This is a genomic window from Priestia sp. JSM ZJ58 (assembly GCF_044383985.1).
Lineage (GTDB): Bacteria > Bacillota > Bacilli > Bacillales > Bacillaceae_H > Priestia > Priestia zanthoxyli.
This window is the reverse complement of the sequence record NZ_JBISEM010000001.1, coordinates 2255065-2277747: the sequence shown is the minus strand read 5'-3', so window position 1 is coordinate 2277747 and position 22683 is coordinate 2255065. Positions and strand designations below refer to the sequence as shown.

Here is a 22683-nt window from a genome sequence, read left to right as displayed (position 1 = left end):
CTTTCTATTTTATAATAATCGTAAGAAAAAGTGGATGACAAAGGCCTAGAGCTGCTTACATCAAAAAAGAATGCGTGATTAAACATCGCATTCCTTTTTTTTACGGTGTTTGATATCTTTTTTGCCTTTTGCTATAAAAATAGCTGCTATAAGGCACCCAATTCCAGATAAATGCATGATGTTATTACCTGTTGCGCCTAGACTGTTACTGGTCAAACCAACTAAAATACTACCAAGTATAATCAATAAAACAGCAAGCATGAACTTCATTTTTTCACTCTCCGTTAGCGTTAGTAAGTTATTAAATATGATTTGCATATGAATCATATAAAACAGTAAGTAGTACTAGATATTCAATTGCGAATGTATTAATCAACATCTAGTTAACCATAATATTATTATGAAAATAATAGTGTGGATTCAAACGCTCATGGTACCATATTCTAATCGATTTATATGTTATCATACATAAATTGTTAAAAGTACATTTTTTCACCTTTCACTATCAAAAAAGCAGCCTCTTTACTAAGAGACTGCTTTTTTAATGACAACTGATAAATCCTGATTAAGAAGCTTTTTTTAATCGTTCTTTTTGTTTCTGTTGATAAGAAGAAAAATAAATAAGGCCTACAAATACAGCTCCACCTATCATATTTCCAATAAAGGTAGGGATAATATTTGTCATAAAATCAATCCATGTAAAATGACCTGCAAAAATAGCAGCGGGAATAATAAACATATTGGCTACAACGTGCTGAAAGCCAATCGCAACAAATGCCATAATCGGAAACCAAATACCAAGAATTTTCCCCGTAACGTCGTCAGCGCCGTATGAAAGCCAAATAGCTAAACATACAAGCCAGTTGCAGCCCACGGCAGAAATAAGCGTTTTAAAAAATGAGTCGTCAATTTTAGCTTGAGCAATTGCTACCGTTTTATCTAAAAAAGGCCCCGTTTCTGTTAACCCGACAATATGTCCAAAGAAATACGCAATAAATACGGCACCTAAAAAGTTAGCAAGCGTGACCCAAAACCAGTTATGAAACAAGTGACGAAGCGAAATTTTTCTTGCATACAGGGCAATGGAGACAGACATCATATTCCCCGTAATGAGCTCTGCTCCCCCAAGTACTACCAGCATAAGACCTACAGGAAAGACGGCTCCTCCTAAAAGATTTGATAAACTTCCCCATTCAGCTGGTAAATTACCAATGACGCGCACATCTAGTAAAAAACCAAGCGCAATAAACGCGCCTCCTAGAAACCCAAGCATAAGAATAGAAGAAAGGGATAACTTCGTCTTTGAAACCCCCGATTCTAAAGCGATGTTTAACATTTTATCCGGCTTGTGAAATGCCATAAAACTCCTCCTTAATTAAAAAAGGCAGCACTCAAAAACACCTTTTACACAAGGTTTTTGAATGCTGCCTAATAATCCTGCACTTTCTTTACAGTATATCAGTCATCATTATTTATAATAAAATCAAATAAAAAACAAGCAGATCCTACTTCTCTTTCATTTAATTAAATTATGTATTTTGCGTTGTTCTACTGAATATTAGTTTCAAACACAAACACAGAAACAGCAATATCTTCTTCCACTTTGATATCAGAAAATAAGTACTCCAGCTTAGCTCCTAACAAGTCTTCAAGCCCCTCTGGAGGAGATGAAGCATAAAGGTTTTGAATAAGCTTCGTTCTTGCCATATGTACCGTCTCTTTACCTTCGGTTGTTCTCGCGATAAATTGTTCAGCTGGCGTTAAGTTGCCGTACAAAGTTGAAATAGCCATGTTTTGAACGAATACAGTATGAATTCGTTCTGGACCTTTTCCAAAAAGTTTTTTGCGCAGCTTTCGGATAATATCATTAAAATCATGTATTTTTTTAGACACCGGTGTATGCCTCCGCTTATCTCGAGTATGTCTGTCCTGCTCATTCAAGTTTTCAACTAAGAATAAGTTACATTATACATGACGACGTTTACATTGTATACAATGTATCTGTTTTATTCTTATTAATCCAAACAATTGCAAAACTTTTACGGAATGAAAAAAAATCCTTCACTTATTAAAGTGAAGGATTACCTTTATATCTCTACTTAAAGGTTACAAATGAATTCTCAGTTATCAAAGAAATAACCAAGAACTTTGACAAGATAGCATGTCAAAATAGTCAAGTGGTATGTTTGTACCAGTACTTAATGCTATCACGTTAAAGTCATGGAATCCACTTAGTTTACTTTCATAATACTTTATTTAATTTAAATATTCTTTTTTGATAGGTAGCCCTTAATCTTCATCACGATCTGCTCTAAATTCATCATCAGATAATGAATTTAGTTGATGGCTAAGCTTTTCGTAGTTATCTTGTTTTTGATTTTGTTGTACATCATTAGATATAGGAGTTTTACTAGAAACAGTAGATTTTTTTCTAGTCTCTTCGCTTCCGCTAACTCCAAACCCGACATTGTTATCTGTCATCGGATTCACCTCTTTAACTGTTATTATGGAGAATTGCTCTAAAAAAATAACAGGAAACAAAAGGGACTCCGACTTAGCTAATAGCGGTCCAAGCTTCCTTATTTAACCTAAACCGTATTTAAATAAGAAAATGACCTGCTTTAACTCCATAGACAATACCGATAAAAAAACTTGCTATACCTAGTGTTTGACTTTTACATACATACTTTATAGTTAAGCCTGGAATCAGACCCCATATAATGATGAAAATAGCGAACGATACTATAATAGAAGACCATGCATCTTGCCCTGATATACTTATACCTTGCATAAACGTTTCTCCTTTCAGTACTTATATCGGGAGAACATAAATTTTTTATAGTATCTTACTGTACGAACTAAAAAATTCAGGTGACCTGTCCATATATGCTTTTACAGCGAATGGTGGTGTTCAAGCTCGATTGTTTTTGGTTTTTGCCATATTAATACCCCTGCCGCTACGTACATAAACGAAGTGATGTAAAAAAGGCTTCCGATTGTCAGAAAATCAATGATATACCCTGTTGCAATAACGGCCAAGGCTGCCCATATAGAGGTCCATAAATGATAGTGTCCTACTTGTTTTCCTGTGTGAGCACGATCTGTCTGCCTAGATAACGCTATTTTTTCTGCTGTTTTTTGAAGAGCTCCAAGCAGACCCATTATAATTTGAATGATATACACCTGTGTGATCGTTGTTAAAACAGGAATCACAATCATAACAACGGCCATCCCAAACGTATATAAAAGAAGCAAGCGCTTTTCTCCTACTCTGTCACTCCATGAACCGATCAACGGATGACTCAAAGCTGCGGTTAAAGCAAAAATTCCGTAAGCTAAGCCAAATTGTGAATAGCTATCGCCAAGATTTCGAAGCAGTAAAAGGTAAAAAGGAAACACAATACTGCTTGCGGTAATCATCAGGCTTTGTGAATGTAAGAGTTGTTTGTACGTCATTTTCCATACTCCTTATAAAATAAATTAACGAACGTTTCGTTCCGGTCATATTTTCTTTTCAAATTAAAAAAGGCGGTTGTATGAGGGTAAGCCTCTTCTAACTGCTTCTTGCTTGGGTAGCCGTAGTAAGGCAAGTAATAGCTTCCCTGATGCTGCAGCGTCACATCCACCATTTTTCGGACAACTCTTTGTGTATCAGAGATGCCTTGATTGTCTCTTTTCTGGTTAATAAGTAAAACAAGAGCAAACATATCGTCTTTTGCATAAGACATGACGGCTTTATTATCCTTCTCTACATAGCGAACGGTAATGTTCAATAAATTTAATTCCTCAGTTGATAACACTTGACGTAAATCCTCGATGTAAGAAGCAAATTCATCAACTGGAACAAAGTATTCTTGTAAAATTTCCGTCCGGCTAGCACTTTCGTATTCCATAAAATCACTTTCAGAACGCATAACATTATTTCTTGTTTCAAGCCGTCCATTTTGCTTTAAGAAATAAGCCTTTTGTGTTTCCCACAGCATATCTTTTCCCCAGTCGCTGTATCGAGACAGTCCTAGCATAAATTTAGGAAGCGCCACTATTTTTTCTGTTTTGAGCGGTTCGTTTACAGTAGAAGTATTTTGAGAAGATAAACGGTAGTTTGTGACGTACATATCTGTTAGCAATTGATTAGGAGAAACAGAAATACGCGCCATATGCATACGAACGTCAGGATTATGCTGTACGTAGTTTTTAAAATACGCTGTATACTGCCTATAATCTAAGCGAATAATTTCATCTTCGTACCATTCATCATCCGTTAAACGAAGCGTCACATCTAAAATGACCCCAAATAACCCGTAGCCTCCGTTTACTAAAGAAAACAGCTCGGGGTGTTTCGTCCGGCTAATTTCGATAATAGATCCGTCCGCCTGCAGGAGACGCATAGATTTGACAGTATCCATTAAAGAACCGTATCGAATATCTCTGCCGTGTACGTTCACGCTAATAGAACCTCCAACGGTAAAAATATTTTGTGATTGCATAACTTTAAGAGCAAGACCGTCTTTATGTATATATTGCTGAATATCATTCCACGTTGTCCCGCTTTGAACCGTAATTTCTTTTTGACGGGGCTTGTAATCTATAATTTTATTGTACTGCTTCATATCAAGTAAAATAGCATTAGGATAGTATGTCTGCCCTCCTTGGCTGTGCTGCATGCCTGAAATCGCTATTTTTTCATGATGCTGTGAAGCGGTTTTCACCCAATTTTTCAGCTGTTTTTCAGTGGTTCCATGCTTTATTTCTTTGACTTTTGTAGGAAGAAGCTGCGCAACATCCTCCGTTACAGGACGGGTTTGCTGCTGTTTATAGATATGATATGAGGTATACGAACCTACTAGATAAAAAGATAAAGAAGATCCTAACAACAGGTTTTTCTTCATCACAAACTGTAAGCTCCTTTCTTTATTTCTGTGAAATTATACCATACAAAAAGTGGAATAACACTAATATAGTGTATTTTTACACTATATTATAACTTATTTTGAGAAAGTATATGAAAAAATCTTGTAATTTAATGTATGTTAACCTTATTGAAACAAAAAAAGAAAAGACACTAGGTCTTTTCTTTTTTTGTTTTTTTATTTTTCAGCTTCGTATGCAACTAAAGCTACTCTTTTTCCCAACGTTTGTTGAAACTGCTCTTCTAGTTGTTTAAGCTTCGCATGCATATCATCGTTAATTGAAGCTGGCTCAAAGGTCATTTTTGTTTGCTCCATCAGATACTTTCACCTCTTTCGTGTGTGTATGTTCTACTTTTTCCAATATAAAAGAGGTCTATGACGATTTGACGAAAGTTTACAAATTAAATTTGCTAATGAGTGCTGTTAATTGTTCTGCCATTTGAGACAGAGATTGTGCGGAAACAGCAATTTCCTCCATTGAAGCCAGCTGCTCTTCAGTTGATGCAGCCACTTCTTCAGATGTAGCTGCATTTCCTTTAGCAAGGATTGCCATTTCACCCGCTGTACGAGCCACTTCTTCAACCGCTGCTGAAATTTGCTGAGCAGTCGCAGCCACTTCTTCTACTTGCGGAGTCGTTTCATTCATGCTGCTTAGAATTTGTTCGAATTTTTGAATAGCCGTTTGTGATATCGTTCGTCCTTCTTCAACTTTGTTTGTAACTTGCTCCATTGTATGTACAGATTCCTGAGTGTCTTGTTGAATAGCTTGAATAAGCTCAGAAATTTGAGACGCGGACACTTGTGATTGTTCTGCCAGCTTTCTTACTTCTGCTGCTACAACGGAAAACCCTTTTCCATGTTCTCCAGCTCGTGCCGCTTCGATTGCAGCATTTAAGGCTAGTAAATTTGTTTGAGCAGCAATGCCGCTGATTACTTCTAAAATGGTTCCAACTTCTTTTGAACGTTGAAACAAAGTACGAATCGTTGTATTAGATAGCTCGACGGACTGAGAAATGGATTCCATTTGTTCGACCGTTTCTCTCACGGCTTTTCCACCTTCTACCGCTTCAGACGTTGTGTGATTTGATAGCTGAGAAACAGTTTCTGTACGCTTGGCAATGGTATAAACTCCTTGTACAATCTCATCTAAAGAAGCTGCATTTTGGTCAATAACAGACGTTTGTTTTTCTGCACTGGAAGCCACTTCTTGTATCGCAACCGATACTTGTTCAGTCGCAGCGCTCGTTTGCTGTGAACTGGCCGTTAGCTCTTCTGAAGAAGCAGCCACTTGTTCTGCACTCATTTCAACATTTTGAATTAATGTACGAAGGTTGTTTTGCATCTGACTAAAAGCATACCCTAACTCGCCGATTTCATCCTTTGAACTGACGGTAATCGCTGTTGTCAAATCTCCTTCACTAACGCTCAGAGCCTGATTCTTAAGCTGTTTGAGCGGTTTAATAATCGATTGTAACACCACAAAAATGGTAAGACTCCCGATTATCAGACAAACTACAATAATAAATAGTGTTTTGTAAAAAATAGGATGTGCTGCTTCACTCACTTCTGATGAATACATAGTGCCTGCAACTTTCCAGTTCGTTGTTTTATTTGTCGTAAAGACCATCTTTTTTTCATCACCGTTAAAGGTATATTCAAAGAATCCGGATCTCTTTGCATAAAGCTTGTCAAAAAGAGAATCTGTTGCTTTTGTACCTGCTTTTTCCGTAGGGTGAACAATATATTTTCTTTCTCCATCTAAAAGAAATGGATATCCTTTTTCTCCGATTTTCACTTTGCTGACAGCTTTATTGATGCGGCTTATATCTAAATTTAAAGCAATAACCCCTGTGCCATCAGCCGTTGTTTTTGCTACAGTAATAACGGTTTGACCTGTAGAGGCTGAGGGATAAGGTTCAGTGACAACTGTTTTCCCTTTGTTTTGCATGGCTAGCTTGTACCAATCTCGTTTTCTGGGATCATAGCCTGCTTGTGTCACTTTTTTAGGCGCTTGAATAAACTTCCCCTGCTGATTTCCTGTAAAAATGCTGACGGCTTCTGGATGAAGCGAAGCATATAAGTTAAAATCTTTGCTTAAAGTAGCCATATCTTTTTCATTGTAGCGCTCGTTGTTTACCACTGATGCAAAAAACTCTACATCATGAATTTTGGGTCCAATGGTATCGTCAATCACTGAATTAATGGACTGTACATTTTGCTGTGCTGTGTTAATAATTTGGTTTTCAATTTCATGTTTCGCTGTTATGTAAGCTGATACACCTATCGTAACAGATGGCACTAATAAGATCGCTGCAAATGCTAGCCCTAGCTTTATCTTGAAGTTATTAAGGGACCTTTTTTTTCTTACTCTCTCCATGCTATGTAGCCTCTCTCTCCGTAGTTAAAAGTAATCGTGCACTTCCTTTCTATCGGCAAGACTTCATATTCCTTTAGTCATCGAGTGTATACATAATTAACAATGGGAGTGAAAAGATAAGAGTACGATAAAAAAAGTAGGTGATTTTAATGGAAGAAAGTAAAAACAGCAAGTCTTTTTCAATGTTTGAAACAGAAAAGGTTCAGCGCGGAGAAGAAAAAGATATTTTTAATATCTATAAAGAAGGAGTAAAAATTGCGGAAGTAAGAGGAACGGATCCTCAAACTCAGCAGGTTATTCCGATGCATGACTTAAACGACTATGAAGAAAATAAGCTTCACGAATATATCGCTCATTTAGACCACACAACGTAAACGTAAAAGTGCTAAAACAAGAGTCCCCTCTTGTTTTAGTCTTTAGAATCATAAAAAACATGTTCAAAGTGCAGCGTGTCTTTTTGTATGTACAGCAGTCCAAACGAAAATTGCTTTTGACGCCGCTTGTCAGTAGCAGAACCTGGATTAAACAATGTAATATCACCAATTTGTTTATGAACAGGAATATGAGAATGACCAAAAATTACTGCATCGACTTGTTGATGTTCAAATGCCAAAAGTGCACGTTTTTCAGTCGTCTTTTCTTTTCCATGACCGTGGACTACGCCAATCATAACATCATCAAACGGAAGAAGTAATGAAGTTGGAAGTACTTGCTGAAGCTCTTCACTGTCTACATTTCCAATCACACCGTGTACAGGAGCAAAAACGCGCAGTTCATTGTAGACATCTATCGTTTGAAAATCTCCGGTATGAATCATCGCATCAGCTGTTTTCAGTTCGGCTAGGAGTCTTTTTGGAAAATGTTTCGCTCTTTTGGGGATATGAGTGTCACCTAAAATAACGATCTTCATTTATGATACGCTCCTTTTTCATTCAATATGGTGTAGTGTAGCGTATTATGTTGTAATGAAGCAACTCTATACGGAGCGTCAGGCAAAAAATTTCTCTTTTTCGTTTAAGTTTGCGAAAATACTTTACATACTAAGTTACAGAATGGAGTTTTCGAAATGGAAGTAAAAATTAATCGAAACGCAGCAAAAGTATTAAAAAATGCCTTGGCTAGCCCAGAAGGTCAAGGAAAAATGATCCGTGTATATGTAACTATCGACCACGGTGATCATGCGCATTATGATTGGAAATTCGATACGCCGACTGAACATGATGAAATCGTAAAAACAGATAAAGATATCGATATCATTTTAGATAAACGCGAGAAATTTTTAGAAGGCGTATGGATTCAATATTTCCACGTTCCAGAGCCTGAATTTGTGATTAGCAGCCTTCACCACGCGCATCACCATCATTAATACAAAAAACACACCTTGTTTTATAGGTGTGTTTTTTCGTTTGTGCAACAGGCAAAAATTTTATTGATGAAAGAAGAGATAAAATTTTGTTGAAGCAATAAAAATGAGCTATAGTGGAATTACGGATGAAAGAAAAGAGGTTAGCGTATGAAAGTAAGTGTGTTAGTAAGGTCTATTTTAGTTGTTATTTTATATAATTTATTCGTTCTGTACATCGGATGGAACGCTTGGGTGTGGCTTCACACAATGTTTGAAGTGGAAAACAAATGGATTCTTACGGTGATCGTTGTGTTTTTTGCTTATTCCTTTATCATCAGTCGCGCGTTTCAACAAGTGAGCATGTTTAAAATTGTAGGATCGTATTGGTTAGGATTTATTCAATATTCAGTTCTTTTGCTTCCTATAAGTAATCTAGCCGTATATATTCTCACTTTTCTAGGCGCTTCGCTTTCTACAGCTATCGATTCAATCGGACTTTTCATGATTGTTGCTTTTTTATTCATTTTTGCTTACGGTACGTATAATGCTTACAGTCCTGTAGTAAGAAAATATACAATTTCGCTTCCTAAAAAGACGAATCGGAAAAACCTTCGCATTGCCGTAGCATCTGATATGCACTTTGGCACATTGTCCGGCAAAAAACATTTACAGCGGCTAATCACTCATGTACAAAAGATACAGCCAGATCTTATTTTACTTCCTGGAGATATTATTGACGATGACCCCCACGTATTTTTTAAAAAAGAAATGGATTATATGATGAAGCAGCTCAAAGCTCCTTTAGGCACATATGGAATCTTGGGAAACCATGAGTATTACGGCGGGAAGATCCCTCAGTTTGTGGAAAGAATGAAAGAAATGAACATTCCTATTTTAATGGATGAAGTGTTAAACATAGGCGATAGCTTGTACTTAATTGGAAGAAAAGATAAGACGGATAAAAATCGAGACAGCTTTTTCGATTTAGCGAGTGAAACGGATCGTTCTCTTCCGGTCATTGCGATGGATCATCAGCCGCTTTCTTTAAAAGAAGCGGAACAAGCAGGCGTAGATTTACTTCTATGCGGTCATACTCACAGAGGACAAATGGCACCTAATCATTTGATCACAAAGCGGTTATTTGAAATTGATTGGGGCTACAAACAAACAAATCAGCTGCATACCATTGTCTCTTCAGGATTTGGCTTTTGGGGTCCTCCTCTTCGAATCGGAAGCCGGTCAGAAATTATTCAAATTGATATTTCATTTACAAAATAGAGAAAGCCTTAGGGCTTTCTCTATTTTAATGTACGCAGCAACTTCGGAAGTTCTGCGTAAATAGCCACTACTTCATCTATTTTCATCCGAACGAGCCCGCTTGAAGACGGGGCAACAAAATCCATTATTCCTGATACCATCGATTCTTCTTGTTTGCCCCACTTTACTTGCTTGCGTCCACTGTACTGCTGATAGACACCTTTTCCAACAAAACAAACGATTTTAGGCGTGTATGTAGCGATTTTTTTCTTTAGGATTTCTCTGCCTTCTGCATATTCTTCTTTTGTAATCTCATCAGCTGCCTTTGTAGGACGCTCCACAATATTTGTTAAACCGTATCCTAGCTGTAACAGCGAGTGATCTTCCTCGGGATGGTATTTACGATCTGTTAAACCTGCTTTATGAAGAATCGTCCAGAAACGATTGGTTGGATTAGCAAAATGATGACCCGTTTCACCGGAACGGATGCTTGGGTTAAAACCGACAAATAAAATATCTAAGTTGGGCTGTATATGATCAAAAATAGAGTTCATAGTCATACGCTCCTTACAATGTAAAAAGAAAACATCCAAATTGGATGTTTTCTTTTTACTATACCCTATTAAATACGAACTACGCGTCCGTTGAATTTTTGTTTCCAGTAGCCGCTGCTCATGTTTGCAATTGCAACACCTGTTGAGCTTTGAGCACCGATGAATTTGCCGCCGCCTACATAAATACCAACGTGTCCGTCTTTTTTATATGTATCGAAGAAAACAAGATCTCCAGGCTGCATTTGACTAGAAGACACTTGCGTTCCAGCATGCTTTAACGTTTCTGTACTTACAGATCCAAGAGGCCCAAGGTTAACACCAACTTGAGAATATGCCCAGTGTACAAATGACGAGCAGTCAAATAAACCGTGGTTAATATCAGACTGGCTGCGTCCTCCGCCAAATACGTAAGCAGAGTTTCCAATCCAGCGGTTTCCTACCGTTACAACATTGCTAGCTTTTGGAGCCGGAGCGCTTGTAGGTGCAACATCATTGCTGCTTGCTTTTGGTGCTGCTTTAGGAGAAGGCGAATCAGCTTTTTCAGCTGGTTCCGCCGCTGCTTTTTGAGCTTGTTCGGCTGCTTTCTTAGCTGCCTCTTTAGCTGCTTGTTCAGCTGCTTTTCTTGCTGCTTCTTCCGCCGCTTTTTGATCTTTAATATTTTGTTCAAGCGTAGACTGTTCATTCGCAAGAGAGCTGTCTTTTGATTGTAGAGAAGCTTTTAGTTCTTCATTTTTTGCTTCTTTATCTTTTAGTTCTTTTGCCAACGCATCTTTTTGTTTCTTTTGAGCTGCTAGCTGGACAGTCATTTCATCCAGTTCTGCCTTCATATCTTCTAAGCTGGCAAGCTTAGATTTAACATCTGCTTGTTTTGTTTTTAGTTCGTCTTGCATATTTTTAGTTTCTTTTAAAATACCGCGGTCTGCATCTACAATAGTCGAAACAGCTAGCGCGCGGTCTACAAAATCACCAAAACTTGAAGAACCGAGTAAAACTTGTAAATACTCTACGTTACCGCCGCTTTCTTGCATGGAACGTGCACGATCTTTTAAAATATCATTTCGCTTTTCAAGTTTTTCTTGAAGCAGCTTAATTTCTTTTTCAAGCTGGTCTACTTGTTTAGACGTTTCTTTAATATCCGCTTCTGTTTTTTGGGCTTTTTTATTATTTTCTTCTTCTGCTAATGTTAATCGCTCAAGCTGTGCTTTCATTTGATCTTGTTCTGCTTGAAGGCGTGTTAATTCATCAGAAGCTGCTTTGATGTTAGATTGCACATCTTGGCGTTGATTTTGAATTTGAGATTTTTGTGATTCCATATCCTGAATGGTAGAGGCATACGCTGGAGTTGATAAAACTCCTCCTAGGCCTAATAAAACCGTTGTGTTAAGTAAAAGCATTTTCTTTTTCAATATGAATTCCTCCGCTTTCTCGCTCTGTTAAACTAGTAATTTCTAATTATGTATCAATATGTATAAAATTCTGACAATTTATGTAAAGTTCACTGTATTTGTCGATAAATAGCTAAATATGCTAATGAAAATCTACGAAAATTATACCACGATAAACGTTCAAAAAAAGAATAACAATATTACAATTGTATTTCAGTAATGTAACATTTAACGCTTGTGTATACATTCCCTTCTTGCCTGCAAAAATATACCTTTATTTCCCCATACAAGCGAAAAATCTATCAAGCTTCAAACAGCAGTGCTTTTAGCGTTATAAAGTAGATAATTATTATTGTTTAAGCTGTTTAGATTTAAGATATTTCTAAAAGAAACGTAACAACTCTTTAACATATTCGTCTATTTTTACCCTTTATCTACCATTTTTACAATATTTGAAAATGATTTTCTGGAATAACAATGAATTTATTTCTATTCGATGTTTGAAGAAGTTCAAAAAGAGGACAATAGGCAATTTTCAAACAATATTCGACAACGCTTGGATGAAGCCATACAAAAAACCTTCTCGCCATGAGGCGAGAAGGTTTTTTTAATCACGCTGCTGATAATAGTGTTCTAAAGCTACAATTGCGCTTCCCATTCTTTCTTGGTCAGGAATAACAATACGATCTACTCCTTCTTCTTTTAAAGCAGCAGCGGTTACTTTCCCAACGGCCACAGCTACTACAGAGCTTTCAAAGAGTTCTCGAATGTGATCAGCTTGTCCGTGTTCTTTTGCAAACGAAAATAAAAAGCGGGCTTGGGGAGCGCTTGTGAAATTAACAGCATCGACTTTCCCGCTTGTTAATTCGTTTATAAGCTGTTCCATGACTTCCGCTTTTGGAGGAATATGCTGATACGGTAAAATCTCTTTAAATTGGGCTTTTTGATTCGAAAGAAAATCAATCAATTTTGGTGCAGGATCTCCGTGAAGCTGAAGCGCTACATGCTTTCCTTCAAAAGAAAACGAATGAAGCGCTCTGACTAGGCCCGCTGTACTTCCATCATCATCTCGAACGGTTGGAGTAACACCGAGCTTTTTTAACATATTTACGGTTTTATACCCACGTGCAGCAATATTAGCTGCTTGTAAAGAAGAAAGGAATTCATCAGCTAGTCCTAGCTTATCTGCTGTTTTATATAAAATTTCCGTCCCGACGCCTGTCGTAAAAATAAACCAATCATAATTTCCTTTTACCAGTTCTTTAATATCTGCTTCTAAGTGTGTGTCATCTAAAAAGATGGTTCCTTGTGCAGGTCGTACAAGCGGGGTCCCGCCAAGGTTTTCAACAATTTTGCTGATTTCTTCTACTTTGCGCTGACCTACGAGTGCGACTGTTTTACCTTCTAATCGTTTCAATGGTTTACCTCCATTTTTCTATGTATGCTACTTTAATGAACCTTGATAACCGAGTTTTTCAGAAATTAGGCTCGCCGCTTCTGTTACTTTTTGAATAATGAACGGCAGTCTGTCTCCTTGAAATCTCGCTTCAATTCCCGCTACGCTAATGCCTGCAACCACTTCATTTTGATGATTTACAATCGGCGCGCTCACGGATGTTGTAAAGTTTTCTAATTCAGAGGTGCTAATGGTATACCCTTTTTCTTTTGCTTCTTTTAATACATTTCTTAGTTTCTTTTGATCTGTAATGGTTCCAATACCTATTGGAGTTAGCTCCGTTTGAGTAATATATGCCTCTTGTTCTTTTTCGGATAAATGCGCCAAAATAATGCGTGAACAAGCTCCTGCATAAAGAGGCGAACGCCTTCCAATTGATGTATAAAGACGCACTGGATGAAGCGTATCTACTTTTTCAATATACATGGCTTCATCCCCATCTCGTACAATTAAATTCACCGCTTCTTCCACTTCATCTCGGAGCGTTTCCATTACGGGCTTTGCGATATTTCTAATATCTAAGCGATTAGCCACTAGCTGACCAAATTGCAAGAATAAAAGTCCTAGCGAATAGTATCCTTGCTCATCTTTTGTTAAAAATCCCATCTCTTCAAGCGAACCAACCATTCGATGCAAAGAAGTTTTCGGAACGCCTGAATATTCCATCATTTCTGTGAAGGTCAGCTTAGGGTGGTTGATAAAAAGCGTGAGAATCTGCATGGATTTAACGACTGTTTTATTGTTAGCTTGCATAAAACCTTCTCCCTTATTTGTGCGAATACATGTATTTGATAGAAGTATAGCTTACTAGCTAATCATATGTTCTTTTTATTATACATGAAGAAAAAAAGGAAAGCACTCCCTTATAAGAGCACTTTCCTTTCTTACACCGTTTCTAGTTCTTTAATTGAAATAGGGTTACTTTCTAGAAATTTGGTTGTAAAATCCCCTTCTTTAAAAGAAGGATGATTCAGTAATTCTAAATGAAAAGGAATAGTTGTGTGAATACCTATAATGATAAATTCTTCTAGCGCACGTTTCATTCGTTGAATCGCTTCATTTCGATCTCTCCCCGTTACAATTAATTTCGCCACCATTGAATCATAAAATGGAGAAATTTCATAGCCTGGGTAAACCGCGCTGTCTACACGAACGCCGTAGCCGCCGGGAGGTAAATACATCTCGACTTTTCCAGGAGAAGGCATAAAGTTTTTAGCCGGATTTTCTGCATTGATTCGACATTCAATTGCCCATCCCTTTAACTGAACATCCCGCTGAGCAAATGATAGCGGGTAGCCTGCTGCTACTGAAATTTGTTCTTTAATTAAGTCGATATTTGTTACAAGTTCTGTAACAGGGTGTTCAACTTGAATCCGTGTGTTCATTTCCATAAAGTAAAAATGTCCGTGTTTATCTAACAGAAACTCCACCGTTCCCACACCTGTATAATCGACTGCTTTAGCTGCCGAGACTGCCGCCTTGCCCATTTTCGCACGAAGATTTTCATCTACTGCAGGAGACGGAGCTTCTTCTACTAATTTTTGATGACGTCGCTGAATCGAACAATCTCGTTCACCTAAATGAACTACATTACCTTCCTCATCAGCAATAATTTGAATTTCGATATGTTTCGGTTCTTCTAAATATTTTTCAAGGTATACTCCGCCGTTTCCAAAAGCTGTTTCTGCTTCGTGCTGAGCTTGACGAATCGCTTTTTCTAGCTCCTCTTCGCTATGAGCTAGCCGCATTCCTTTTCCGCCGCCGCCCGCTGTAGCTTTTACAATGATTGGATAGCCTATTTCTCTTGCTACTGGAATAGCGGTGCTGCTATCTTCAATCAGTCCTTCCGTGCCAGGTACAATAGGCACACCGGCTTGTTTCATTGTTTCTCTTGCTACAGCTTTTGCTCCCATTTTACGGATGGCTTCCGCTTTTGGACCAATAAAGGTAATATCATAGGATTCACACATCTCAGCAAAATCAGCATTTTCAGCTAAAAATCCGTATCCGGGATGAACAGCGTCTGCCTTGGTTACTTGTGCTACGGTAAGCAAATTCCGAATATTTAAGTAGCTTTCTTTAGAAGATGTTTTACCAATACAAAATGACTCATCTGCTAGCTTTACGTGAAGTGCATCTTTGTCTGCTTCTGAATACACGGCCACGGTTGCAATTCCCATCTCTTTACAAGCTCGAATGATACGAACTGCAATCTCACCGCGGTTTGCGATTAAAACTTTTTTGAACATAGTGGCTCCTCCTGACAATATGTATACTTTAATATGATTTTACGGTAAATAGAGGCTGTCCAAACTCAACAACATCTCCGTCTTTCACAAGAATTTCAAGCACTTCTCCTTCCATTCCTGCATCTACTTCGTTAAACAGCTTCATCGCTTCAATTACACATACAACATCTTTACGTTCAATAGTTTGTCCTACTTGAACAAACGGATCAGCGTCTGCTTCTGGCTTGGCGTAAAAGGTTCCAACCATTGGTGATAAGATTTGTTTTTCATTATTCTCTGCTGCGTTTACAGACATAGAATCTTGAGGCGTTTGCTTAGCAGCAGCGGCTTTTACTTCCTCTGTTTTTACTTCTGTAACAGCTGTGTCTTCTAAAGGAATTCCCGCTTTATCAATGACAACTTTTGTTCCTTCATGTTCAATATGGAGCTTTTGAATACCAGATTCATTCATTAATGAAACAACTTCTTGCAATTCACGTACGTTTATCATTTCTTGTCACTCCCGTTTTATGTTATTTAGTTGACGCAAGGTTAATAGCAATCTTCAATTCTTGAAGCAGCTGTTCTTTTTCTAAATAGATTTTTTCTGCTTCATGAAGCGAAATGTGAGAAAAATAGATGGATTCTCCGGGCTTTACTTGAGCTAAAAGCGGTAAATCCGCTGTGATGACTTGAGCGATTTTAGGATATCCTCCTGTAGTTTGACGGTCTGCTAACAGGATAATGGGATTTCCATCTGGCGGGACTTGAACAGAACCTTGTGAGACGGCTTCAGACAATAGCTCTTTTTTTTCTTGAAGCTGAAGAGAAGGTCCATCCATTCGATAACCCATTCGATCTGATTGATTTGATACTTTAAAGGGTTCTTGAGTAAAATGACTTTGGCTTTCAGCTGTAAATAAATCAAATTGACCCCCATTTATAACACGGACACTTGGTTTCTTTGTAAAATGGACAAATTCTTTATAATTTACGGACCATGAAGAAGTATATACTCCGTTTATCAGTTCATTGGAAAGAAAAGCAGGCTTTGAAGCAGCAGGAACAGATAGAGGTAAAACGTCGTCTGTTTGTAATGCTCTTCCTTTATAGCCACCAATTTCGCCCCTCAAATACGTGCTTTTACTATTTAACACTTCATTAATAGAAAATCCTCCAGCTACAGATAGATAGGAACGACAACCAGTTCTACAAGGCCCAAATGATAAAGTGCCTCCTTTTGGAATAAATAAAGGTTTCCACATCGGGACTGGCTTTCCGTTGACCGAAGGAGTTAAATCTCCACCTGTGATCGCTACTAAACAATCACTTTCTATTTCAAGGGTAGGCCCCATTAGCGTAACTTCAAGTCCCGCTTCTTTTTCATCGTTACCAACTAGTAAATTAGCAATTCGGAGAGAATAAGAATCCATTGCACCGCTTACAATTACACCGTGCTGCTGAAATCCTTTTCTTCCTAAATCTTGAATGCTTGTTAATAACCCGGCTTTACTAACTCTTATACTCATTTTTCTCCCTCCTTTGCCTGTAGTTCTTGATACTCTTCTTTAGAGATAGGCTCAAATTTTACAATATCTCCAGCCTGCAGCAAACTTGGAGGATTTTGCTCCGGCAAAAACAGTTTAATCGGCGTTTGACCAATTAGCTGCCATCCTCCGGGAGTGGAAATAGGATACACTCCTGTTTGCATTCCTGCAATACCAACCGAACCTGCAGGAATAGAGGTGCGAGGAGACGAGCGGCGAGGCGTAGCAATTTTTTCAGATAGTCCTCCGAGAAACGGAAATCCAGGAGCAAATCCAATCATGTACGCTAAGTATTCGCCTTCAGAATGAATACTTATTACCTCTTCAGGTGTTAAGTTATGGTGACGAGCGACATATTCAAGATCAGGTCCATACTCTCCTCCGTAGCAAACTGGAATGGAAACCGTACGATGGTCTAACTCTTTTTCTGTCTGTTCGTTCTCTAATTTACTTTGAAGGATAGAAGACACTACTTCAAAAGGAGACACAAATTCTTTTTTCTCCTTCTTTTTCACGGCTGCTACCACTTCAAGAGGGTTATAAAAGATCGTAAGGTTCGTAAATGCCGGCACGCATTCAATAAACCCAGGGAAAGGATTTAATTCTATTGAATCTTTACACGTTTTGATTTGTTTATGAATGTCATACTGAATGCTATCTCCAAACGTTATAACAAGCGCTGAGTCGCCAAGCGGAGAAATAACAGCTGACGCTTTTGTTATGGTTTGATTCATATCTACACCTCTTTCTTTTATAAAACACCTAGTTTTTCATCTCGAATATCTGTAATAAACATATGTCCAGGAGCATGTGTAATCATAATAGAAGGTTTTGTTTCCATTGCTACTGCTTGAGGAGTTACACCACAAGCCCAAAATACGGGCACTTCTCCTTCCTTAATCGAAACAGCATCGCCAAAATCCGGAGAGTGAAGGTCTTCAATGCCTATTGCAGCGGGGTTTCCAATGTGAACAGGTCCTCCGTGCACAGCTGGAAAACGTGAAGTTACTTGCGCTGCCCGCACTACGTCTTGCTGAGGAATTGGGCGCATACTAACGACCGTCGAGCCGTGGAATATTCCCGCTTCAGCGCATGAAATATTTGTTTTATACATAGGAACATTACAGTTTTCTTCAATGTGACGAACAGGTATGCCGTTGTTTAAAAGTGCGTGTTCGAATGTAAAACTGCAGCCGATGAGAAAAGCTACCATATCTTCTGTCCAATAGTCTGTGATATCGGTTACTTCTTTTACCAGTTCCCCATTTTCATAGATTCGATACTTTGGAAGGTCTGTACGAATATCTCCGGACGGAGCCGCAAACTTTGAAACAGGAGATCCAACGTCCGTTACATCTAAAAGAGGACAAGATTTAGGATTACGCTGACAGAACAATAGAAAGTCAAAGGCTTGTTTCTTTGGTAAAATAGCTAAATTAGCTTGAGCATAGCCGTTTGCCATGCCTGCCGTTGGGTGAATAAGCTGGTTGTTACGGATTTGCTGACGAAGTTCAGCTGGAGTTAGTTGTGAAAGGTTTGTCATATTTCTATCTCCCATCATTGCCCGCACGCAACTTACGTGCGGGCACCTTGTTTTATTTAAATAATTGAGGAAGTTGATCCATTAACGTATAGCCACCCATTAAAGCCATCACAATAACGACAAGTACACCAGAAATGGTAAGCCATAAAGGATGCTTATATTCGCCAACGATACTTTTTTTGTACGCAGCAACTAGTAATGTTCCAAGGGCGATCGGAAGAATTAATCCATTAATTGCTCCAACTAACAGAAGAACTTTTACAGGTTTTCCAATTAAGACAAACGACAGAGTTGAAATAATAATAAATCCAATAATAATCCAGTTTGAGTTTTTATTAAGTTTTTCACTAAACGTTTGAATAAACGAAACGGATGTATAAGCAGCTCCCACTACAGACGTAATAGCGGCAGACCACATGACAATACCAAAGATTTTATAACCGACGTTTCCTGCTGCGAGCTGAAACACGGATGCTGGAGGATTGGCCGGATCAATTTGTAACCCTTTAGATACAACGCCAAGTACAGCTAAAAACAAAGCGATTCGCATAACGGAAGTGATAAGAATTCCTGTTACAGAACTTTTAGTTACTTGAGGTAAAGAATCGATGCCTTTTACCCCGGCATCTAAAAGACGATGTCCGCCTGCAAAGGTAATATAACCACCAACAGTACCTCCAACAAGCGTAACGATCGCAATGATGTCGATTTGATCAGGTTTAAAAGATTTCACTACAGCTTCTCCAACGGGAGGTGAAGTAGTAGCTGCTACATATAGCATTAGCCCAATCATGACAAAACCTGCAATTTGCGTGAAGCGATCCATTGCTTTTCCAGCTTCTTTTACAACGAAGATTAGCACGGCAATAACTGCACTAATTGCAGCTCCGGCTGTTGGAGAAATACCTGTAATCGCATTTAATCCAAGACCGGCACCGGCAATATTTCCAATATTAAATGCAAGTCCTCCAATTACAATTAAAATAGCGAGCACGTATCCTAATCCGGGAAATACCATATTGGCGATTTCTTGTCCGCGTTTTTCAGAAACGGCAATAATCCTCCATACGTTGGTTTGAGCAAAGATATCAAGAATAATTGAAATTAAAATAACGAATCCAAAGCTTGCGGCTAAATTTTGTGTAAATACGGTAGTTTGAGTTAAAAAGCCTGGTCCAATAGCCGATGTGGCCATTAAAAAAGCGGCTCCAAGCATTAACGTCCAGTTTACTTTAGGTGCAGCCGAAAGCTTTTGCTGAGGTGTTGATTTTTTTATTGGCTCCAATATCATCTTCCTCCTGATTGTATGTAGTTTTTATTGTGAAATAGCCTTAACTACCACTTCTGATGCTTGTAAAGAACGGTTGACATGACGAGCAAATTCAAGTGCGTGAGCCCCGTCTCCGTGAATACAAATCGTGTCTGCCTGCAATTCTACATCCTTGCCTTGCTGAGATTTGACTTTCCCTTCTTTCACCATTGTAATAACTTGAGAAACAGCTTCGTCGTCATTTTCAATTAAAGCATTTGGTTCTGTACGAGGCGTAAGAGAACCGTCTAACTGATAGGTACGGTCTGCAAATACTTCGTTGGCCGTTTTCAAACCAATTCTGTTACCTGCTTGAATCAGCTCACTTCCAGATAATCCAAACAAAATCAGCTCAGGATTTACGTTGTAAACAGCTTTTGCTATTGCTTCAGACAACGCTTTATTTTTAGCAGCCATGTTATATAGTGCACCGTGAGGTTTTACATGCTGCATTGATAACCCTTCTGCTTGCAAAAAACCGTTTAATGCACCAATTTGATAGACTACGATATCGTAGGCTTCCTGAGGTGAAATATTGATGTTTCTGCGTCCGAAACCGATAAGGTCCTGTAGACCAGGATGAGCACCAATTTGCACTTTTTTTTCAGCGGCCAATTTTACCGTTTTTCTCATGACGCTTGGATCCCCTGCATGAAATCCACAGGCTACGTTTACAGACGTCACGTGTTCTAAAATGGCTTCATCATTGCCAATGCGATAAGCACCAAAGCTTTCCCCTAAATCACAGTTTAAATCCACTCTACTCAATGCGTTCTTCCCCCTTAAAAACTTCATTGTAAGCGTAATCATTTGCAGATAGTAAATAAAATCCAAGCTGAATTATCTGCATCAATACTTCAAGTTCCGTTTTTCGGAACTGTAGTACCGTTTTTCAGTTATATTTGGATTTTAGCACGAGATGATGAATTGAACAACAACATTGTCAGAATATTTGACATAGTCATTATTTTCATTTGGATAATACTCCCTTATTTTATTGATGTTTTCTATCTATAGCCTTAATATAATGCAGCTTCTTAATGCCATTGGACACAGTAAATAACTAGGTTGTCAGAATAATTACTAGTTCAAAATAATCAAAATAAAATTTTCGTTGTAATCGTTTTCAAAGAGGTGCTATATTTCAATTGTAGTCAATTTATGCAAACGATTGCAAAAAAAGGGGATGAAACGATGAAAGGGAAAAAATGGACAGCTTTAGCTCTAACACTGCCGCTGGCTGCTAGCTTATCAACAGGCGTTCACGCCGAAACCGTACATAAAGGTAAATCTCCAGCTGCAGATAAAAACGGTGTATTTTATGAGGTGTATGTAAACTCTTTTTACGATGCAAATAAAGATGGACATGGTGATTTAAAAGGTCTTACACAAAAGCTGGACTATTTAAATGATGGCAATTCTCATACAAAGAATGATCTTCAAGTAAACGGGATTTGGATGATGCCGGTCAACCCTTCTCCTAGCTATCATAAATATGATGTAACGGACTATTATAACATTGATCCTCAGTACGGAAATCTGCAAGATTTTCGCAAACTGATGAAAGAAGCAGATAAACGAGATGTAAAAGTTATTATGGACCTCGTTGTGAATCATACGAGCAGCGAACACCCTTGGTTTCAAGCTGCGTTAAAAGATAAAAACAGCAAGTACAGAGATTACTATATTTGGGCTGATAAAGATACCGACTTGAATGAAAAAGGATCTTGGGGGCAGCAAGTATGGCATAAAGCTCCAAACGGAGAGTTTTTTTATGGAACGTTCTGGGAAGGAATGCCTGACTTAAATTACGATAACCCTGAAGTAAGAAAAGAAATGATTAATGTCGGAAAGTTTTGGCTAAAGCAAGGCGTTGACGGCTTCCGCTTAGATGCTGCGCTTCATATCTTTAAAGGTCAAACACCTGAAGGCGCTAAGAAAAATCTCCTGTGGTGGAATGAGTTTAGAGATGCAATGAAAAAAGAAAAACCTAACGTATATCTAACGGGTGAAGTATGGGATCAGCCGGAAGTAGTAGCTCCTTATTATCAGTCGCTTGATTCCCTATTTAACTTTGATTTAGCAGGAAAAATTGTCAGCTCTGTAAAAGCAGGAAATGATCAAGGAATCGCTACTGCAGCAGCGGCAACGGATGAGCTGTTCAAATCATACAATCCAAATAAAATTGACGGCATTTTCTTAACCAACCATGACCAAAATCGCGTCATGAGTGAGCTGAGCGGCGATGTCAATAAAGCAAAATCAGCTGCTTCTATCTTACTTACGCTTCCTGGCAACCCGTATATTTATTACGGTGAAGAAATCGGCATGACTGGTGAAAAGCCTGATGAGTTAATCCGTGAACCGTTCCGCTGGTACGAAGGAAACGGACTTGGACAAACTAGTTGGGAAACACCTGTATACAATACAGGTGGCAACGGCGTGTCTGTAGAAGCACAAACCAAACAAAAGGACTCTTTGTTAAATCATTACCGTGAAATGATTCGCGTGCGTCAGCAGCATGAAGAGTTAGTAAAAGGAACGCTTCAATCTATTTCAGTAGACAGTAAAGAAGTTGTTGCTTATAGCCGTACGTACAAAGGCAACTCCATTAGTGTGTATCATAATATTTCAAATCAACCTGTAAAAGTATCTGTAGCAGCGAAAGGTAAATTGATTTTTGCTAGTGAAAAAGGTGCTAAAAAAGTCAAAAATCAGCTTGTAATTCCGGCGAATACAACGGTTTTGATAAAATAATTTAAAAAACCTCTA

General features: G+C 38.3%; 25 protein-coding genes. 4 read left to right on the top strand and 21 right to left on the bottom strand.

What is annotated here, in order from left to right; translation table 11 throughout:
• Nucleotides 1–78 precede the first annotated feature (78 nt).
• The 9 genes from ACH6EI_RS12150 to ACH6EI_RS12110 form a co-directional block, all read right to left on the bottom strand.
• Complete coding sequence (locus tag ACH6EI_RS12150; RefSeq protein WP_028413266.1) at nucleotides 79–270, bottom strand: hypothetical protein; 192 nt, start codon at nucleotides 268–270, stop codon at nucleotides 79–81.
• A gap of 295 nt (nucleotides 271–565) precedes the next feature.
• Nucleotides 566–1360, bottom strand: coding sequence for a formate/nitrite transporter family protein (locus tag ACH6EI_RS12145; RefSeq protein WP_028413265.1), 795 nt, complete (start codon nucleotides 1358–1360; stop codon nucleotides 566–568).
• A gap of 188 nt (nucleotides 1361–1548) precedes the next feature.
• Nucleotides 1549–1893, bottom strand: coding sequence for a Na-translocating system protein MpsC family protein (locus ACH6EI_RS12140; RefSeq protein ID WP_013057171.1), 345 nt, complete (start codon nucleotides 1891–1893; stop codon nucleotides 1549–1551).
• A 396-nt stretch (nucleotides 1894–2289) separates the two neighbouring features.
• A complete protein-coding gene (locus tag ACH6EI_RS12135) occupies nucleotides 2290–2481 on the bottom strand; it encodes a hypothetical protein (RefSeq protein ID WP_033579060.1) in 192 nt (63 codons plus the stop codon).
• A gap of 118 nt (nucleotides 2482–2599) precedes the next feature.
• Nucleotides 2600–2791 (bottom strand): hypothetical protein, encoded by a 192-nt coding sequence (locus ACH6EI_RS12130; RefSeq protein ID WP_028413263.1) that lies wholly within the window; start codon nucleotides 2789–2791, stop codon nucleotides 2600–2602.
• A gap of 101 nt (nucleotides 2792–2892) precedes the next feature.
• Nucleotides 2893–3456, bottom strand: coding sequence for an MFS transporter (locus ACH6EI_RS12125; RefSeq protein WP_028413262.1), 564 nt, complete (start codon nucleotides 3454–3456; stop codon nucleotides 2893–2895).
• Nucleotides 3453–4889: an FAD-binding oxidoreductase gene (locus ACH6EI_RS12120; protein WP_189643504.1), complete on the bottom strand. Its 1437-nt coding sequence runs from the start codon at nucleotides 4887–4889 to the stop codon at nucleotides 3453–3455. Before ACH6EI_RS12120 ends, ACH6EI_RS12125 begins: the two co-directional genes overlap by 4 nt.
• A gap of 198 nt (nucleotides 4890–5087) precedes the next feature.
• Nucleotides 5088–5225 (bottom strand): hypothetical protein, encoded by a 138-nt coding sequence (locus ACH6EI_RS12115; RefSeq protein ID WP_014459963.1) that lies wholly within the window; start codon nucleotides 5223–5225, stop codon nucleotides 5088–5090.
• Between the two features lie 79 nt (nucleotides 5226–5304).
• On the bottom strand, nucleotides 5305–7287 hold the full coding sequence (locus ACH6EI_RS12110; RefSeq protein ID WP_098999355.1) for a methyl-accepting chemotaxis protein: 1983 nt from the start codon (nucleotides 7285–7287) through the stop codon (nucleotides 5305–5307).
• A gap of 149 nt (nucleotides 7288–7436) precedes the next feature.
• Between ACH6EI_RS12110 and ACH6EI_RS12105 the strand changes: the two genes are divergently transcribed.
• On the top strand, nucleotides 7437–7661 hold the full coding sequence (locus tag ACH6EI_RS12105; protein WP_014459961.1) for a hypothetical protein: 225 nt from the start codon (nucleotides 7437–7439) through the stop codon (nucleotides 7659–7661).
• A 35-nt stretch (nucleotides 7662–7696) separates the two neighbouring features.
• Here ACH6EI_RS12105 and ACH6EI_RS12100 read toward each other — a convergent pair whose 3' ends face one another.
• A complete protein-coding gene (locus ACH6EI_RS12100; protein ID WP_098999356.1) occupies nucleotides 7697–8197 on the bottom strand; it encodes a metallophosphoesterase family protein in 501 nt (166 codons plus the stop codon).
• A gap of 156 nt (nucleotides 8198–8353) precedes the next feature.
• Between ACH6EI_RS12100 and ACH6EI_RS12095 the strand changes: the two genes are divergently transcribed.
• Nucleotides 8354–8653 (top strand): hypothetical protein, encoded by a 300-nt coding sequence (locus ACH6EI_RS12095; protein WP_013057177.1) that lies wholly within the window; start codon nucleotides 8354–8356, stop codon nucleotides 8651–8653.
• A 147-nt stretch (nucleotides 8654–8800) separates the two neighbouring features.
• On the top strand, nucleotides 8801–9910 hold the full coding sequence (locus ACH6EI_RS12090; RefSeq protein WP_108674727.1) for a metallophosphoesterase: 1110 nt from the start codon (nucleotides 8801–8803) through the stop codon (nucleotides 9908–9910).
• Between the two features lie 20 nt (nucleotides 9911–9930).
• On the opposite strand, the gene mug is transcribed toward ACH6EI_RS12090, so the two are convergent.
• The 11 genes from mug to pxpA form a co-directional block, all read right to left on the bottom strand.
• Nucleotides 9931–10443, bottom strand: a complete 513-nt coding sequence (gene mug, locus ACH6EI_RS12085) for a G/U mismatch-specific DNA glycosylase (protein WP_033579067.1) — start codon at nucleotides 10441–10443, stop codon at nucleotides 9931–9933.
• A gap of 68 nt (nucleotides 10444–10511) precedes the next feature.
• Nucleotides 10512–11849, bottom strand: coding sequence for a coiled-coil domain-containing protein (locus ACH6EI_RS12080; RefSeq protein ID WP_033579068.1), 1338 nt, complete (start codon nucleotides 11847–11849; stop codon nucleotides 10512–10514).
• Between the two features lie 586 nt (nucleotides 11850–12435).
• Nucleotides 12436–13245 carry a uroporphyrinogen-III synthase gene (locus ACH6EI_RS12075; protein WP_099331026.1) on the bottom strand — a complete coding sequence of 270 codons (810 nt, stop codon included), beginning with the start codon at nucleotides 13243–13245 and terminating at the stop codon, nucleotides 12436–12438.
• Nucleotides 13246–13272: 27 nt separating this feature from the next.
• A complete protein-coding gene (locus ACH6EI_RS12070; RefSeq protein WP_108674728.1) occupies nucleotides 13273–14037 on the bottom strand; it encodes an IclR family transcriptional regulator in 765 nt (254 codons plus the stop codon).
• Between the two features lie 131 nt (nucleotides 14038–14168).
• A complete protein-coding gene (gene accC, locus ACH6EI_RS12065) occupies nucleotides 14169–15533 on the bottom strand; it encodes an acetyl-CoA carboxylase biotin carboxylase subunit (RefSeq protein ID WP_108674729.1) in 1365 nt (454 codons plus the stop codon).
• A gap of 28 nt (nucleotides 15534–15561) precedes the next feature.
• Nucleotides 15562–16023, bottom strand: coding sequence for an acetyl-CoA carboxylase biotin carboxyl carrier protein (gene accB / locus ACH6EI_RS12060; RefSeq protein ID WP_108674730.1), 462 nt, complete (start codon nucleotides 16021–16023; stop codon nucleotides 15562–15564).
• A 22-nt stretch (nucleotides 16024–16045) separates the two neighbouring features.
• Nucleotides 16046–17041, bottom strand: a complete 996-nt coding sequence (locus ACH6EI_RS12055; protein ID WP_028413252.1) for a 5-oxoprolinase subunit C family protein — start codon at nucleotides 17039–17041, stop codon at nucleotides 16046–16048.
• Nucleotides 17038–17793, bottom strand: a complete 756-nt coding sequence (gene pxpB / locus ACH6EI_RS12050; protein WP_108674731.1) for a 5-oxoprolinase subunit PxpB — start codon at nucleotides 17791–17793, stop codon at nucleotides 17038–17040. The genes ACH6EI_RS12055 and pxpB overlap by 4 nt, the downstream gene beginning before the upstream one ends.
• 17 nt (nucleotides 17794–17810) lie before the next feature.
• Nucleotides 17811–18602 (bottom strand): putative hydro-lyase, encoded by a 792-nt coding sequence (locus tag ACH6EI_RS12045; RefSeq protein ID WP_108674732.1) that lies wholly within the window; start codon nucleotides 18600–18602, stop codon nucleotides 17811–17813.
• Between the two features lie 52 nt (nucleotides 18603–18654).
• The gene (locus ACH6EI_RS12040; RefSeq protein WP_033579076.1) at nucleotides 18655–19893 is read right to left on the bottom strand and encodes an NRAMP family divalent metal transporter; all 1239 of its coding nucleotides are present in this window, start codon (nucleotides 19891–19893) and stop codon (nucleotides 18655–18657) included.
• Nucleotides 19894–19917: 24 nt separating this feature from the next.
• Nucleotides 19918–20679: a 5-oxoprolinase subunit PxpA gene (gene pxpA, locus ACH6EI_RS12035; RefSeq protein ID WP_098999362.1), complete on the bottom strand. Its 762-nt coding sequence runs from the start codon at nucleotides 20677–20679 to the stop codon at nucleotides 19918–19920.
• 393 nt (nucleotides 20680–21072) lie between these two features.
• Between pxpA and ACH6EI_RS12030 the strand changes: the two genes are divergently transcribed.
• The gene (locus tag ACH6EI_RS12030) at nucleotides 21073–22668 is read left to right on the top strand and encodes an alpha-amylase family glycosyl hydrolase (RefSeq protein ID WP_099331033.1); all 1596 of its coding nucleotides are present in this window, start codon (nucleotides 21073–21075) and stop codon (nucleotides 22666–22668) included.
• Nucleotides 22669–22683: the final 15 nt, after the last annotated feature.